This window comes from Streptomyces sp. NBC_01237 (assembly GCF_035917275.1).
Lineage (GTDB): Bacteria > Actinomycetota > Actinomycetes > Streptomycetales > Streptomycetaceae > Streptomyces.
The window spans coordinates 3316413-3332012 of the sequence record NZ_CP108508.1; the positions used below are offsets into that span (position 1 = coordinate 3316413).

Genomic DNA, 15600 nt, shown 5'->3' on the forward strand with positions numbered 1-15600 from the left:
CTCCCGGTGCCTCAGCGCTCCAGGAACGCGAACAGCTCCTCCCAGCGCCGTAGGATCTCCGTCTCGGAGAACCGCTGCACATTGACCCTCGCCCGATTGCCCATCGCGTCCCGCAGCCGCGGGTTCCCGGTCAGCCGCAGCAGCCGGTCCGCGAGTCCGGCGCTGTCCCCGGCGGGCGCCAGCAGCCCGTCCTCACCGTCCCGGACGATCTCGCGCACCCCGGGCGCGCAGTCGAACGCGGCACACGGCACCCCGCTCGCCATCGCCTCCAGCAGCGCCAGCGGAAAGCCCTCGCCGCGCGAGGACTGGACGAAGACGGAGGCGTCCGCGAGGGCGCCCGCCACATCGTCCGTGCGGCCCATCCAGTGCACGGAGCCGTCCAGCTCCAACGCCGTGCACTGCGCCTTCAGCTCGGCCTCGTCCTCGCCCGCGCCGTACACGCGCAGCTGCCAGTCGGGGCGTTCGGGGGCGACCAGGGCCCAGGCGTCCAGGAGCATGTCGATGCCCTTCTGGTCGCAGAGCCTGCCGATGCTCGCCACGGTCCTGGCACTGCGCGGGGACGGCACCTCGGGCAGGGCGGACAGGGCGTTGGGCAGGAAACCGACGTTGTTCATGCCCTCGCCCGCCCAGATGTCGGCGTCCTCCTCGGTGAGGACGAGCCAGTGGTCGAGGTCGCTGTAGTGCTTCTTGATCCAGCGGTAGCGGTGGCTCGCGCGGGAGTAGTCGTAGGACTCGTGGCTCATCCCGATCACCCGCAGCCCGGTGGTGTCGGCCTCGCCGACCCATTCCATCGCCCATACCTGGGTGACGATCACCACGGCGCCGGGCCGTGCGGTGCGGAACAGCTCCGAGAGCCGCCGCACCGCGCGCCGCTTCTCGGCCGCCCGCACCGCTTCCCTCCGCCGGGACGGGAGCCGGAAGCGGTCCCTGACACCCCGGGGCGTCCAGGGGGTCGGCGGGTGGGCCGGGTACAGGGCGGTGACCGGGTAGTCGGGCGGCGTGGGCAGGGCCATCCGCAGCTCGGAGGCGTGGATGCCGACGGTGTGCACCCGGTGGCCCTGGCGGGCGAGGAGCCGGGCCGTCTGGTGCATCCAGCCGGTGACCCCGCCGAGTTCGTCGGTGCTGTTGGAGACGATGAAGACGTCGCGGCTCATCGACCGGCCTCCTGGTGGCTCGTGGCGTACCGGGCGAACACCCGGCGGACGACCTGCCGGGCCGCGTCGCCCAGGTCGTGGCCGCCGAACTCGGCGGCGAAGGCGCTCCGCGCCCCGGCGTACTCCGTGTCGGTCTCCTTCAGGTTCGCCAGTACGGCGAAGAGGTCGTCCTCCGTCTCCGTCACCGGACCCGGCGCCTTCCTCCGGAGGTCGAAGTAGCTGCCCCGGGTGGCCGCGTAGGTGTCGAGGTCGGGGGCGAACAGGACGACCGGCCGGTCGAGCAGCACGAAGTCGAACATGATCGACGAGTAGTCGGTGATCAGCACATCCGCGAGCGCGAGGAGTTCGCCGGTGTCGTGATGGCGCGAGACATCCACCACGGTGCCGGGCGGGCAGCCGGGTAGCTTCGCGGCCTCCAGGTAGTGCGCCCGTACGAGCAGGGTGTACTCGTCGCCGAAGCGCTCGGCGAACCGTGCGACGTCCAACGGCAGGCGACGCCTCCGGTACGTTCCGGGGCCGCCCCGGAAGGTCGGCGCGTACAGGATGACCTTCTTGTGGTCGGGCAGCCCGAGCGCCTCGGCGAGCGGCGGGCGCGGCAGCCTCCCCCCGGCCTCGTCGCGGGCCCGTGCCGCGAACAGGGCGTCGTTGCGCGGGTAGCCGGTCCGCAGCAGCCGCTCCTCGGGAAGCCGGTAGGCGCGGGCCAGGGTGCGCACATCGTGCTCGGAGCGGACGAGGAAGTGGTCGAAGCGGTGCACGGCCTGCTGGAGCCGGTGGCGCAGCGGTGCGTTCTGCATCCGTACGCGGGTCTCGTCGAAGCCCATGCGCTTGTACGCGGAGCCGTGCCAGGTCTGGAGGTACGTGGTGCGGGCGGGCTTGCGCAGATGCTGCGGGAACCCCTGGTTGTCGACCCAGTACTCGGCACGGGCGAGCGCCCACAGATACCGCCACGACCAGCGCCGCACGAGCCGCGCGTCGCCCGGGAAGCCGGTCGGGGAGTCCTCGTAGGACCAGATGGAGCGCAGCCTCAGTCCCTGTCTGCGGATCTCCTCGTGGAGGGCGCGCGGGCTGTCGCCGTAGCACTTGCCCATGTGGCTCTCGAAGACGACCGACCCCCTGCGCATCGGCAGACGGCAGAGCCAGGTGTTGTAGACGGGGGCCTTGAATCCCCGCGAGCGGTAGCGGTCGAGCCGCTTGCGCAGGGCGCGCCGGAGGAGCTTCGCGTTGCGGGCGGGGCGGAAGTGCGTGGCGTAGTGGACCAGGTGGCGCAGCAGACGGGCGGGGCGGCGGCGGGCGAGGAGCCGGAGTGCCAGGTGGTCCTTGAGCGTGATGTAGGGCTGCCAGGTGTCCCCGGCGAGGCGGCCGAGCCGGGGTCGGGCGGGGAGACGGCCGGTGCCGTCCGCCCCGTCCACGAGGTCCTGCGGGGCGAAGAGGTCGCTGACGGACCGCGCGCCACCCGCCTCCACGGTCATCCGGGCGTCCCACACCGTGTCGCGTGCGCCGAACGGCCGCAGGACCCCGGTCAGGTCCGCGCGGGTCCGCCAGACGATCCCGGTGGCCTCGCGCCGCAGCTCGTCGACGGGGAGGACGAAGGCACGGAAGCCGTCCCGTACCCGGAACTCCAGCCGGGCCGTGAGGGGAAGTCCGGGGTCGGGGCCGGCGTGCGCGGGCAGCACGAGGTGCCCTTCGAGCAACAGGTGACCCGCGTCGGGGCTGCACCGGGTGAGCCGGTTCATGAGGCGGAGTTCACCGAACGCCCGGTGCTGGTGGCCGAGTTCACTGACATCGACGCTCACGGCCCCGGGCGTCTGGTCCGGGCCCGTGTCGGCCGTGTCCGCGGCGGGGAGCTTCCAGTGCACCCGCCCGTCCTCGCCCGCGGTGAGCGGGGCGGCCACCGTGCCGGGTCGGCTCAGCGCGTACGCCGCGGTGAGCAGACCCTCCGCGTCTCCCCGTGCCAGCAGATGTACGGCGACCTGTTCGAGCGGTGGCAGGCCCGTCGGCACCGGGCCGGTCAGGGCACGGGCGGCGGCCGAGGCGACCCGCTCCCGCTCGCCGGCCCGCAGTCGCGGGAACGTCCGCACCAGCGGCACCAGATGGTCGCGTGCGAAGGCCCGCTCCCGCTCCTCCCGCAACCCGTGCAGACCCCACCCCGCCAGCAGGTCGCCGACGCGGCGGTGCGCCCGCACCACCGCGGCGATGTCCCGGCCCCGGTCGGGCGCGGCCCGCCCGGTCACGATCATCCGGCGGACGAGGGCGATCCGGCCCACCGAGGCGGCGGCCGCCGGGCCGAAGAGCACCTCGCTGTGGCCGAGGTCCTCCTCGTACCGCAGACCGTGCCGCTCCACGGCCTCCCGCCGCAGGCAGAAGCCGGTCACCAGCGCGTCCCTGACGGTCAGTTCGGGTGCCTCGGTGAAACGTCCGACGGTGCGGGAGCGCTCGTACAACGCCTCCTGCCAGGGCGGCTCCTGCTCCTTGCCGCCCTCCGCGGTGATCCGGCTCCAGCGCCCGGCGACCAGATCGGCGCGGGTGCGCTCACCGGCCTCCCACAGATTGCGGCAGGCGTGCCGCTGGAGCTGTTCGCCCGTACCGAGCACCAGGACGTACCGGCCACAGGCCGCGTCCAGACCGGCGTTGCGCAGCGCCCCGGGGGTGCGCTCCCCCGGTTCGGCGACGATCGTCCGGACCCGGCCCGCCGCGCTCGCGGCCAGCGCCCCGGCGGCGGCACGGGAGGCGGCGTCGCCGTCCGCCGCGAGGACCACGACGGCCTCGCAGGCACGCAGGGACTGGCCGAGCACGGACTCCACGGAGGACCGCAGCGCCGCTGTCCCGCCGCCCTCGGTGACCACACAGCTGAAGTCGCTCACGCCTGCTCCCCCTTGAGCATCAGGTCGGCGACGCGGGCGGCCGCGGTGCCGTCGTCGAGGTCGCAGAAAGCCTCGCGGAACCGGTCGTAGGCCCCCCGGTGGGCCGCGGTGGCGGACTCGGGATCGCGCAGGGCCTCCACCACGCCCTCCGACGTCGGGATCAGCGGTCCGGGGGCCCGGCTCTCGAAGTCGAAGCAGAAGCCGCGCAGGGTGTCGCGGTAGTGCTCCAGGTCATGGGTGTGGAAGAGCATCGGCCGGCCGGTCTGCGCGAAGTCGAACATCAGGGAGGAGTAGTCGGTGACCAGGCAGTCGCTGATCAGCATCAGCTCGGTGACGTCCGGGTAGCGCGAGACGTCGCGGACGAAGTCGTCCTGCGGCACGCTGCCGCCGACGAGGTAGTGGCGCCGCACGAGGAGTACGTGATCGTCGCCGAGGGCCCGCCGCGCCAGGTCCGGGTCGAGGAGGAGATCGGGCTCGTACCGGCCGCCCCGCTTGGGCCGGTCCTCCCGCCAGGTGGGGGCGTACAGGACGACCCGCTTGCCGTCGGGGATCGCGAGCCGTTCCCGTACGGCGGCGGCGACCTTCCCCCGGTCGGGCGCGTACAGGAGGTCGTTGCGCGGGTAGCCGCACTCCAGGACCTCGCCGGTGTGCCCGAAGGCGCGGCGCATGATGGGGGTGGAGAAGCTGTTCGGGGAGACGAGCACACTCCACTGGGCCGCGCGTGCGGGCATCGACGCCATGTAGGCGGCGTCGGCGTTCGGGGTGCCCGCGAGGTCGCGGCCGATGCGCTTGAGCGGGGTGCCGTGCCAGGTCTGGACGACGAACTGGCCCTGGGCCCGCTCGAACCATTCGGGCAGCTGGGTATTGGTGACGATCCAGCGGCTGCGGGCCAGGGCCTCGTACCAATCGGCGCTGTGCAGGGTGACGGCGCGGACCCCGGCGGGGACCGCGGCCTGCTGGTCGCGCACGACCCAGAGGTGTTCGATCCCGGAATCGCGGCCGGCCAGCTCCTGGTGGATCGCGCGGGGCGAGTCGGAGTACTGACGCCCGTCGAAGCTGGAGTACAGGACGGCCGGGCGCGGTTCGGCGCCGCCCGCGCGCAGTGCGGCGTACCGCTCGCGCTGCCGCCGCTGACCGTACGCCCCCCGTTCCCGGACGGGCAGGGCGCTGCCGGACTCCAGGGCGAGCCGGTCGTGGAGGCGCCGCCGGAGGGTGAAGCGCCGGCCGCCCGCCTCTCGGTGGAGCGGGAGGGCGGTGTGCAGCGCCGCCCGCACGCGGACCGGCCGGTACCGCTCCGGGTCGCTCTCGCCCGGTTCGCGGAGGAAGAGGTCCCAGCGGCCCTCGGCGAGCGGGAGCGTACCGCCCGGCCCCTCGACGGCGTCGGGAGCGAGCACGGCACGGAACCCGGAAGCGTCCGCGGCGCCGTCGGCCCCCGCGCCCGGTGTGCCGTGCACCGCGAGGACGGCCTCCTCCTGGTGTCCGCCGTGCCGCAGGACCAGCTCGTGGGCGCGGCCGGGCAGTTCCGGGTACGCGCCCTCGATGACGAGCTGCCCGGCTTCCGACCAGGTGAGCGAGGTGACCACGGGCTGCACGGCCCGGTCGGTGAGGACCAGGTCGCCGGACGGGTTGGCGGCCGCGTACAGCTCACGGCCGCCGGGCAGCGGATACCGCCCCTCCGCACCGTCCGGCCGGGCCGCGACGGTCAGCCGGCCTTCCCCGCCGACCAGTTGCACGCCCCAGACGTCGTCGCATCCCCGGAAGGCGCTGAGCGGAATGTCGGCGACGCGCGAGGCGGGCGTTCCCCGCAGGGCGAATTCCCGCGTCTCCTTGGTACGCCACTCCTGGATGCGCAGCGCCACCGGTCCACCGTCGCCGAGGACCTTCACCTCCAGGCGTACCGCCCCGGCGACCGCGCTCTGGGCGATGAGGAGGGCGTCGACGCGCTCGGTGCGCAGCTCCAGCTTGTTGCCGGACAGGACGGGGACGATACGGGTGCGCTCGTCGGTGTGGACGACGGCGGGCGGGGCCGGGTTGCCGAGCAGGCGCATCGGTCCGCGCCGGAGCCGCCCGGCGCCGAGAACGACCGACTCCAGCTTCCATGTGGTGCGACCGCCGCGCCCGGCCCCCCTGGCGGCGAGGCGGCGCGGGTCGATGACGGCTTCGAACCCGGAGCGCTCGTAGCGGTGCAGCGAACGGCCGGAGCGGGCGGCGGCCTCGTCCGTGGGCGCGGACCGCACCCGCAGCGGGATCAGCCGTCGCCCGGACCGCAGCCAGCCGGTTCCGGCCGACCGTCCGGGCGCGTTGCGGACGTAGGCGTACCCGGTGAGGCGCAGCAGCCCGTCCTTCCACACCGCCTCGGTGAGATGGGCGTGCACGGGGAGGTCCGGTGCGGTCAGGGCGGTGACGGAGGGCGGCAACGGGTCCTGTACGGAGGGGTACTGGGCGTGCGGGCGCAGACGTCCGCGCACATGGAAGGTGTCGCGGTCGGCCTTCTCGTCGGCGAGCAGGGCGAGGAGTTCGGGCATCCGGCGTTCGCGGATGAGCTGCCATTTGACCCGCAGATGCAGCGGCAGCCCGGCGATTACGGCCGGTTCGACGGTGGCTGCGAAGGAGTTGGCGTGTTCGAGGAAGGCTTCGTGGAACGCGGCGTCCCCGTCCGGCAGCGCCTCGATGAACAGCCACAGGTCGCCCGAGAGTGCGTGGGCGTCGTACTTCCGCTTGGCGTCGGGCAGTTCGCGGTCCGCGAGGAACCGGCTGACGGTGCTCACGGCGGTGACCCGGTCGCGGATACCCCTGGGCACGGCGCGGCGGCTGGTGATCGACCCGTCGCGGTCCCGCCAGTGGTAGACGGGCTCCTCGACGACATCGACCGCGCGGGCCAGGAAGTGGGCGGGCAGGACGACGGCGATGTCCTCGTACAGCACACCGGACGGGAAGGCGAAGGCGTGCTCGTCCCAGAAGGTTCTGCGGAACACCTTGTTGCAGGCGATACGGTCGCCGAGCAGGATCCAGTCGCGGGTGACATGGGTGCCGGGACGGGCCTTCTCCATCGGCCTGCGGAACATCGGGGACTGTTCGAGCGCCCCGTTCGCCCGCAGCCGGAGCACATTGCCGGTGGCGAAGTCGGAGCCGGAGCGGTCGAGTTCGGCGATCATCCGCTCGTACGCGCCGGGCGGGACGATGTCGTCGCTGTCGACGAACGCCAGGAACTCCCCGCCGCTGCCGGCCTCACGGACCCCGGCGTTGCGGGCGGCGCCGAGTCCCCCGTTCTCCTGCCGCACCAGCCGGAAGCGCGGATCTTTCGCCGCGAACTCCTCCGCGACGCGCCCGCTGCCGTCGGTGGAGCCGTCGTCGACCATGACGACCTCCAGGTCGGGCAGGGTCTGTTCGGCGAGCGAGGTCAGGCAGGCACCGAGATACTCCTCGACGTTGTAGAGGGGGACGACGACGGTGAGACGGGGTGCCATCGCTGCGCACGATCCTTCCGGCGGACGACATCAAGTGGTCTACGGGGTAACAACCTTCACCGCGTGGCCGGGTCACCCGATCGGAGCCATACGGGTGACACGCCGAGGAGGGCGCGCCGGACCGGGGTGGCGGCCACGGTGACGCGGCCGAGCCCCGCACCGGGAAGGGGACGGGGCTCGTTTCGACTGCGGGAATGGGTCAGGGGTCCGGACGCCAGGGGTCCGGACGTCAGAGGTCCGGACGTCAGAGGTCGGGACGTCAGAAGGCCGGGACGTCAGAAGGCCGGACGCCCGAGGTCCGGACGTCAGGGCTTGACGGCGATCCGGCCCTCGTCCATGCGCAGCAGCAACAGCTGCTCGCCGGTCTTCTCCAGGAACTCGTCGACGGCCTGCCGCGACCCCTGCCAGTACCCGTAGTCGTCGATGAGCAGCACACCCCCGCTCACCAGCCGCGAGTAGAGGTGCTCCAACTCGTGCTTGGTCGACGCGTACCAGTCGGTGTCCAGGCGCAGGATCGAGATCTGCTCCGGCGCGTTCGCCGGGAGGGTGTCCTCGACCATGCCCTGCACGTAGTGGACGCGGTTCTTCGGGTACGGAACGGTCTCGAAGCCCGCCCGGACGTCCTCCAGCGAGGCCACCGCCCAGATCGGCCGGTCCTTGCCCTGGGCGTCGAGCAGCTCCTGCGCCGACCTGCCGTCGCGCCGCAGGTCCTCCGCCGTGGGCGGGGTCATGCCCTCGTACGTGTCGAAGAGGTAGAGCTCGCGCTCGGTCTCGCCGAGCGACAGCAGGGTCTTCGCACAGGCCTGCATGGAACCGCCGCGCCACACACCGCACTCGACGATGTCGCCGGGGATGTCGTGCCGGACGATGTGGCGGGTCGCCAGGATGAGGGCGTTGAGCCGCTCGGGAGAGGTCATCGAGTACGGCTTGACCGCACTGATGATGTCCTTCGCCTCATCGTCGTAGTCCGCCGGGAACTGCGGTCCGGCCTTCGGCTTCGGCTTGGGCTGCGGCTTCGGTTCGGGGGCCGCTTCCGTCCCGGCCGCGGCGGGTGCGGGAGCCGGTTCCGCCGGGGCGGTGCGGGCGGCGGGCACCGTCGCCCGCCTGAGCTGATATCCGGTGAGCTGCTGAAGGACGCCGTTGACGGCGTTGCGCCAAGCCATGCCCCCGGACAGTACGCGCGGTTTGCGGCGCATGTCACTTTTCGTCAACCTGCTATTGATTTGCGCCTGTTGCCCCGGACGGCCAGGACCCGGCCTCGGCCCGCGCGGGAGCGTCCTCGGGCGCGGCCTGGGCCGGTACTCCGTCGGGGACAGCGTCGGGCAGGCTCTCCGGAGCCGCCTTGGGGCGTCCGCACTGCTCGCGGCCCGTCAGCGGGCTGGGCAGCGGAATGCCGTCGACACCGCCGACCCGGTTGGCCCACCAGACGGCCAGCTCCCGTACGGCGAACATGGTCAGCCGGGGATAGCGCTGCGGCTTGCGGAAGACGCCCACGGAGTCGCCCCAGTAGGCGGCCTTCTTGTCGATGGCCCGATAGTCGTGCCAGATGCCCTTGCGCGGCGGGAAGTCCGTGTACGCCTCGCAGAGTTCGAGCCGGGAGTGCGCGGCCAGGGCACGGAAGCCGTCGGGGTAGTAGCGCCAGCAGTCCTGGGCGTCATGGGCGTGCCCGCGCGAGGGCGCGGTGATGAAGGCGTAGCCGCCGGGCTTCAGGACACGGGCGATCTCCAGCATCGTCGCCCAGAAGAACGGGATGTGCTCGAACGCCTGGCCGGAGAGGACGGCGTCGGCGCTGTTGGACTTGGCGGGGATGCGGTACGGACGGGTCATCACGGCGTCGACGTTGGGGCCGTCGAGCACGTCGACACCGACGTAGTCGATGTCATGGGCGGCGAGCAGACCCTTGTGGGTACGGGTCTGCCGGTCGGAGACGCGCGAGCCGAGATCGACGACGCGGTGCCTGCGCGACGTGGGCAGATACTCCTCGACGCAGAGTTCCATCTGTTCATAGGCGGACCGGTGCATGGACGTTCTCCCAACGTTGCCGTGTGCGCGAGCTGTTGAGGACAACGACGGTGCCGGGCAGAGGGGTCGCGGCGGACGCGCCCGCTGAGCCGTTCGGGTGGTGCCGTGCCCGCCGGTACGGGCCCGCCCGCCCGGTACGGTCCCGCGCTCCGTCCGAAGCACCCCCCGTCCGACGTACCCCCGCCCCGCCTCACTCCGTCCCGAAGAACCGCCGCACCACGCGCTCCGCCGCGTGCCCGTCGTCGTACGGGCAGAACCGCTCGCGGAACGCCGAGCGCAGGACGGCCGACCGCTGCGCGCGCCACTCCCCCGTCCGCAGCACCTCCAGCAGTTCGCCCTGGGTGGCGGCGACGGGCCCCGGGGTGTCACCGGGGCGGCCGGAGAGCAGGTCGATGTACGTCCCTCGCGAGGCCCGGTACGCGTCCCAGTCGGGGGCGTAGCAGATGACCGGACGGTCCAGACAGGCGTAGTCGAACATCAGGGAGGAGTAGTCGGTGATCAACGCATCGGCGGCCAGGCAGAGTTCCTCGACCACCGGATGCCCCGTGACGTCCCGGACCCGGCCCGCAGCCCCGATCCCGGCCGAGCGCCCGTAGAAGTAGTGCGCCCGCACCAGCACCACGTACTGCGGCCCGAGTTCACGGGCGAACCGGTCCGGGTCGAGCTGCGGGACGAAACCCTTGCGGTAGTCGCGGTGGGTCGGGGCGTAGAGCAGGGCGGTCTGTCCGGGGGCGATGCCGAGATCCGCGCGCAGCTTCGCGACGTGTTCCCGCGTCGCGGTGAAGAAGATGTCGTTGCGCGGATAGCCGAGGTCCAGATGCTCGTACGAGGACGGATAGACCCGGTCCCAGATCTCGGTGGTGTGCGGGTTGGCGGAGAGGCTGAAGTCCCACTGGTCGGCGTGGGCGAGGATCTTCCCGAAGCTGATGCCATGGGTGAGGGCGGGGTACGCCCGCTGGTCCAGGCCCATGGTCTTCAGCGGGGTCCCGTGGTGGGTCTGGAGGTAGCGCTGGCCGGGGCGTTTGGTGAAACCGCCGGGGAAGCTGGAGTTGTTGATCAGATACGTGGCGGTGGCCATGGCCCGCCAGTAGGCGCGCGAGCCCTCGATGACGTACGGGATGCCCGGCGGGACGCGGTCGCGGTGACGGGAGGAGACCACCCACAGGCCGCGGACGTGCGGGACGAGTTCGCGGGCCTTGGCGTGGATGGCGGCGGGATTGCAGGCGACGCCCCGGTTCCAGTACGCCCCGTACACGGCGAGGTCCGGGTCCAGCGGCCGGTGCAGATCGGCGCGGTAGGCGGCCCGCATCACCCGCGCCCGCAGCGCCTTCCGGCTCCGCCCGTACGCCGCCGCGGCACCGGCGCGCCCGGCCCCGGCCGCCTGCCGGGCGCGGTGGGCGGCGTACGGTCCGGGGAGCCCGGCGGCCCGGAAGAACGCCGCCCGGTCTCCGGGGCGGATACGTCCGGGGTCCGCCAGGACGGCCAGCAGGTGTGCGGTGCGGGCCTGGTGGAGGCGGGGGTCGTCTCCGGTCTCGGCGAGGAGGCGGGCGTACGCGTCGATCACCGCGAAGTGCCCGCGCCCCGGAGTGGCGGCGAACGTGCCGGTGCGGCGCAGGCGGTGGCGGACGCAGACCCGGTCCAGGCGGGCGAGGGTGCCGGCGTCGGTCGCGAGGAGGATCGCCCGGTGGACGGGGACGACCTCCTCGTACACGCCGTCGGTGAAGCGGAGCCGGTGGGCGGTCCAGAAAGCGCGGCGGAACAGCTGATTGCCGGGGGCGGGCGCGTCGTCCGGCGGCCGGACGTCCCCCCACCAGTCGACACGGTCGTGGCCGAGGCGCAGGACATCCGGAGCCACCCCGTGAACGCCCCCCGTACCGGGACCGTCCGTACCGGGACCATCCGCGCGGGGGTCGCCCGTACCGGGACCATCCGCGCGGGGACCGTCCGTACTCGGCCGGAACTCGCTCAGCCGGTCCGCCATCGCCTCCAGGGCTCCCGGCAGCAGCAGGTCGTCGGCGTCCAGGAAGAGGAGGTAGCCTCCCCGCGCCTCGTCGGCCCCGGCGTTGCGGGCCGCACCGGCGCCGAACGAGGTCCCGGCCACCGCTTCGGCCCCCGCTTCGGCCCCCGCGCCCCGGTGTCCGGCCGTCGCCGCCATGGTCAGCACCCGCACCCGGGGGTCGCGCCGGGCGTACTCCGCCGCGATGGCGGCGCTGCCGTCCACCGACCCGTCGTCGACGATAATCAGCTCCCACGCGCACTCCCGGGTCACCGCCTGGCCGAGCACGGAGTCCAGAGCCGCCCTCAGATATCCCTGGGAGCGGCGGACGGGCACGACGACAGTGAGGAGCATGGCAGCCGAGCGTAATGGCGGCCGTGCGCGTCCCGGCCCACGCGTTCACCCGTTCGGGGCAGCGCCGGTGACCCGGGGGGCCCACCCCGGTTGAGGCAGGGCATGAAGCCTCTCCTCAGCGTCGTCGTCCCGGTCCACAACGTCGAGGACTACCTCGGGGCATGCCTGCGGTCGCTGGCCGGGCAGACGTCGGACGCGATCGAGGTGGTGCTCGTCGACGACGGTTCGACGGACGGGAGCGGCCGGATCGCCGAGGAGTTCGCCGCACGGGACAGCCGCTTCCGCTGCGTCCACCAGCCCAACGCGGGCCTGAGCGCGGCCCGTAACACCGGGGTCCGCCACACCACCCCGGGCGTCCCGTACCTGGCGTTCGCCGACAGTGACGACATCGTCGTGCACGACGCGTACGAACGGATGCTGGCCTCACTGGAGTCGACGGGTTCCGATCTGGTGACCGGCAACGTGTGGCGGCTGGACGAGCGCGGGCGGCAGCAGGCGTGGCAGTACCGCTGGCTGACCGGCAGCCGGCCCCGCACCCACATCACCCGCGATCCACGTCTGCTCGCGGACCGGGTCGCCTGGAACAAGGTGTTCCGGCGCTCCTTCTGGGACCGGCACGCCTTCGCCTTCCCCGAGGGCAGGCTGTACGAGGACACCCCGGTGATGATCCCGGCGCACCACCTCGCCGGGTCCGTCGATGTGCTGCACGAGCACGTCTACTACTGGCGGGTGCGGGAGGGCTCGATCACCCGGCGGCGTACGGACGTGAAGGGCGTACGGGACCGGATCGCGGCGTGCGAGCATGTCAGCGCGTTCCTGGCGGACCGGGACGCGGCGCAGCGGCGGGCCTACGACACCTCGTGCCTGCGCGACGACTTCGTGTACTTCATGGAGGGGCTGCCGAGGGGCGGAGCGGCGTACCGCGCGGCGTTCCTGGCGGACGCGGGAGCCTTCCTGGACCGCGCGGGGGACGGCGTCCTAACGGGGCTGCCGGTGGAGCTGCGCGTCAAGTGGCAGCTGGTGCGGGAGCGCAGGATGGACGAGCTGCTGTCCGTGCTCGCCTTCGAACGGGCCAACGGCGCGGGAACGTTCGCGGTCGAGGGCCTGCCGGGTCGGCGACGGGCGGCGTATCCGGGCGTCGACGGCGCGGGCGCGCGTCTGTCCCGGACCGATCTGCCCGCGGTGGCACGGCTGTTGGACGCCTCCTGGGGCGCGGACGGAAAGCTCCGGCTGCGCGGGTACGCGTACATCCGCAACCTCGGGGCGGGGGCGGCCCGGCACTCGCTCAAGGCCGGGATGGTGCGCGCGGCCGGGGGGCGGCAGCTGCGGACCGTTCCCGTGCGGACCGTCCGGATGCCCGGGGCGACCGCCGACTCGGCGCAGGAACTGCACTGTTACGACCACTCCGGCTTCGAGATGGTTCTCGACCCGCACAGGCTGGGCTCGGGCAGCTGGCTGGTCGGGATCGTGGTCGCCGGTCGCGGTACGGCCCGGCGGGTGGCCGTGCGCGCGGTGGACGCGGCAGCCGCCCAGCCCCTCGTCCACGACCTGGGCGAGGGGCGGCGGGCGGTGCTCGGCTACCGGGACGGACGCCTCCGGCTGACGGTGTCGCAACTGCCCGCGCTGGCCGAGGCCCACGACGGCGGCAGCGGCAGCGGCAGCAGTGAGGACAGCGGCGGGGTGGTGGAGGTGACCGGCCGGCTGTACGGGGATGCCCGCCCGACCGCCCTGCTCCTGACCCGCGACGGAGCCGGGGCGCGGGGTACGCAGGGTGCGGCCGGGGCGAAGGGTATGGAAGGTGCGGCCGGGGCGCAGGATACGGCTGGAACGCAGGGTGCGGCCGGGGCGGAGTGGTCCTGTCCGGTGGTGTGCGGGGACGACGGGCGGGTGGCGGTCTTCTCGGCCCGGATTCCCCTCGCGGAACTCGCCACCGTACCGCCCGCACCGTTTCCGGTCCCCCGCGAGGTCGAACCGGAATCCGGTGCGCGCTGGCGGGCCCAGCTGCTCATGGCCGACGGATCGCGGGTCCCGCTGGCCGCGGCCCCGGACCTGCCGCCTCCGGTCCTCGCCGACGCGGCGGGCGAACTGGTGCTGGACGTGAGCGGGCAGCCGTTCGTGGACGGCGCGGAACGGACGCCGGACGGCGCACTGCGGATCACGGGAACAGGAGCGGGGACGGGAGCGGGGACGGGAGCAGGGGCAGCGGAGTCGGGTACGCGGACCGGGGCCGGCACGGAAGCGGAAGCCGGAACCGGCGACGCCCTCACCACCCACGACGCCCTCACCCTCCGGCACGAGACCCTGCGCGAGACCGTGTCCGTGCCCCTGGAACGGCAGGCGGGCCGCTTCACCGCACTGCTCCCCGGATCTCTCCCGGAGGGCCGGTGGGACCTGTACCTCGGCGCCGCCCCGGTGCGCCTCCTCGCCTCTCTCGCCCCCTGCCTCCCCAACCGGAGGAGCGAGGCGGAACCGGCCCTCGAACGGCGGCACGGCGACCGGCTGACGGTGCACGCGGGCCCCGCCCTCGCCCCCGCCGAGCGGGGCGCGTACCGCCAACGACTCCTGCGCAGCACGCACTACGAGGACCGGCGCACTCTCCCGCTCCGCGACGCCGTCCTGTACGCGGGCGGCGACTCCCCGCGCGCCGTCCACACCGAACTGGTGCGCCGCGGCACCGACACCGAACACCTCTACGTCACCGGCCCCGCCCCGGGACGCACCGCCCACGTCCCGCCCGCCGCGCTCCCGGTCCTGGAGCACAGCGCCGACTGGTACGAGGCGCTGGCGCGGGCCCGCCGGATCGTCACGGACGGCCACCTGCCCGCCTGGTTCGAGCGGCGTCCGGGGCAGACGGTCGTCCAGACCTGGCACGGCACCCCGCTCGGCCGCTTCGGCACCGGCCTGACGGGCACCCTGTACGCCGACCACCACCACCTCGCCACCCTGCCGCACCGCTCGTCCCAGTGGTCGGTGCTGGTCTCCCCCAGCCGCTTCGCCACCCCGCTGCTGCGCGGCTCACTGGCGTACGGGGGTGAGGTCCTGGAGGCCGGCTCGCCCGCCAACGACCTGCTGTTCTCGCCCGACCGCGACAAGACCGCCGAACGGGTCCGGCGGGGCCTCGGCATCCCGGAGGGCCACCGCGTGGTGCTGTACGCACCGACGTACCGCGATCACCTGGCCCATCCGCCGGGCGCACTCCCGGCGCATTCCCCGTGCCTGTACCGCTGGGACCCGGCGCTGGACCCGCACGCCCTGGCGCGCTCGCTCGGCGACGGGCACACCGTGCTGGTCCGCAGGCATCCGCGGGTGACGGGCAATGTGCCGGAGGCGCCCGGCGTACGCGATGTCTCGGGGCACCCGGACACCGCCGAGCTGCTCCTGATCGCCGATGTCCTGGTCACGGACTACGCGGGCCTGATGTTCGACTTCGCGCACACCGGACGCCCGATGCTGTTCCACACGTACGACCTGGAGCACTACCGCGACACCGTGCGCGGCTTCTGCCTGGACTTCGAGACCAGGGCCCCGGGCCCGCTGCTCGTGACGACGGACGAGGTGGCCCGGGCGCTGCGGGACACCGGGCCGCTGACGGCCCGGCACTCGGACGCGTACGAGAGCTTCCGGCGCGACTACTGCGACCTGGACGACGGCGGGGCGGCGGGCCGGGTCGCGGACCGGCTGCTCGCGGACAAGGACTGACGACAGCGCGCACCGGCGCACTCCCGGACGGGGCTGACGCCGAAACG

7 protein-coding genes are annotated in these 15600 nt (G+C 73.4%); 1 reads left to right on the forward strand and 6 read right to left on the reverse strand.

The features are described 5' to 3' along the window. Nucleotides 1–11: 11 nt before the first annotated feature. The 6 genes from OG251_RS14605 to OG251_RS14630 form a co-directional block, all read right to left on the reverse strand. On the reverse strand, nucleotides 12–1154 hold the full coding sequence (locus tag OG251_RS14605) for a glycosyltransferase (protein ID WP_326677585.1): 1143 nt from the start codon (nucleotides 1152–1154) through the stop codon (nucleotides 12–14). Then, nucleotides 1151–4015, reverse strand: a complete 2865-nt coding sequence (locus OG251_RS14610) for a CDP-glycerol glycerophosphotransferase family protein (protein ID WP_326677586.1) — start codon at nucleotides 4013–4015, stop codon at nucleotides 1151–1153. Before OG251_RS14610 ends, OG251_RS14605 begins: the two co-directional genes overlap by 4 nt. Beyond that, a complete protein-coding gene (locus OG251_RS14615) occupies nucleotides 4012–7482 on the reverse strand; it encodes a bifunctional glycosyltransferase/CDP-glycerol:glycerophosphate glycerophosphotransferase (RefSeq protein ID WP_326677587.1) in 3471 nt (1156 codons plus the stop codon). The genes OG251_RS14610 and OG251_RS14615 overlap by 4 nt, the downstream gene beginning before the upstream one ends. Before the next feature lie 305 nt (nucleotides 7483–7787). Beyond that, nucleotides 7788–8678, reverse strand: coding sequence for a TylF/MycF/NovP-related O-methyltransferase (locus tag OG251_RS14620; protein ID WP_326677588.1), 891 nt, complete (start codon nucleotides 8676–8678; stop codon nucleotides 7788–7790). A gap of 19 nt (nucleotides 8679–8697) precedes the next feature. Continuing rightward, a complete protein-coding gene (locus OG251_RS14625) occupies nucleotides 8698–9504 on the reverse strand; it encodes a methyltransferase domain-containing protein (protein ID WP_326677589.1) in 807 nt (268 codons plus the stop codon). A 190-nt stretch (nucleotides 9505–9694) separates the two neighbouring features. Continuing rightward, on the reverse strand, nucleotides 9695–11854 hold the full coding sequence (locus tag OG251_RS14630) for a CDP-glycerol:glycerophosphate glycerophosphotransferase (RefSeq protein WP_326677590.1): 2160 nt from the start codon (nucleotides 11852–11854) through the stop codon (nucleotides 9695–9697). A 102-nt stretch (nucleotides 11855–11956) separates the two neighbouring features. Between OG251_RS14630 and OG251_RS14635 the strand changes: the two genes are divergently transcribed. Beyond that, the gene (locus OG251_RS14635; RefSeq protein WP_326677591.1) at nucleotides 11957–15553 is read left to right on the forward strand and encodes a bifunctional glycosyltransferase/CDP-glycerol:glycerophosphate glycerophosphotransferase; all 3597 of its coding nucleotides are present in this window, start codon (nucleotides 11957–11959) and stop codon (nucleotides 15551–15553) included. Nucleotides 15554–15600 lie beyond the last annotated feature (47 nt).

Bases quoted from the DNA above. Each gene is read 5' to 3' on its own strand.
- OG251_RS14605 (WP_326677585.1), bottom strand. From the start codon at position 1,154: ATGAGCCGCGACGTCTTCATCGTCTCCAACAGCACCGACGAACTCGGC.
- OG251_RS14615 (WP_326677587.1), bottom strand. From the start codon at position 7,482: ATGGCACCCCGTCTCACCGTCGTCGTCCCCCTCTACAACGTCGAGGAG.
- OG251_RS14620 (WP_326677588.1), bottom strand. From the start codon at position 8,678: ATGCGCCGCAAACCGCGCGTACTGTCCGGGGGCATGGCTTGGCGCAAC.
- OG251_RS14625 (WP_326677589.1), bottom strand. From the start codon at position 9,504: ATGCACCGGTCCGCCTATGAACAGATGGAACTCTGCGTCGAGGAGTAT.
- OG251_RS14630 (WP_326677590.1), bottom strand. From the start codon at position 11,854: ATGCTCCTCACTGTCGTCGTGCCCGTCCGCCGCTCCCAGGGATATCTG.
- OG251_RS14635 (WP_326677591.1), top strand. From the start codon at position 11,957: ATGAAGCCTCTCCTCAGCGTCGTCGTCCCGGTCCACAACGTCGAGGAC.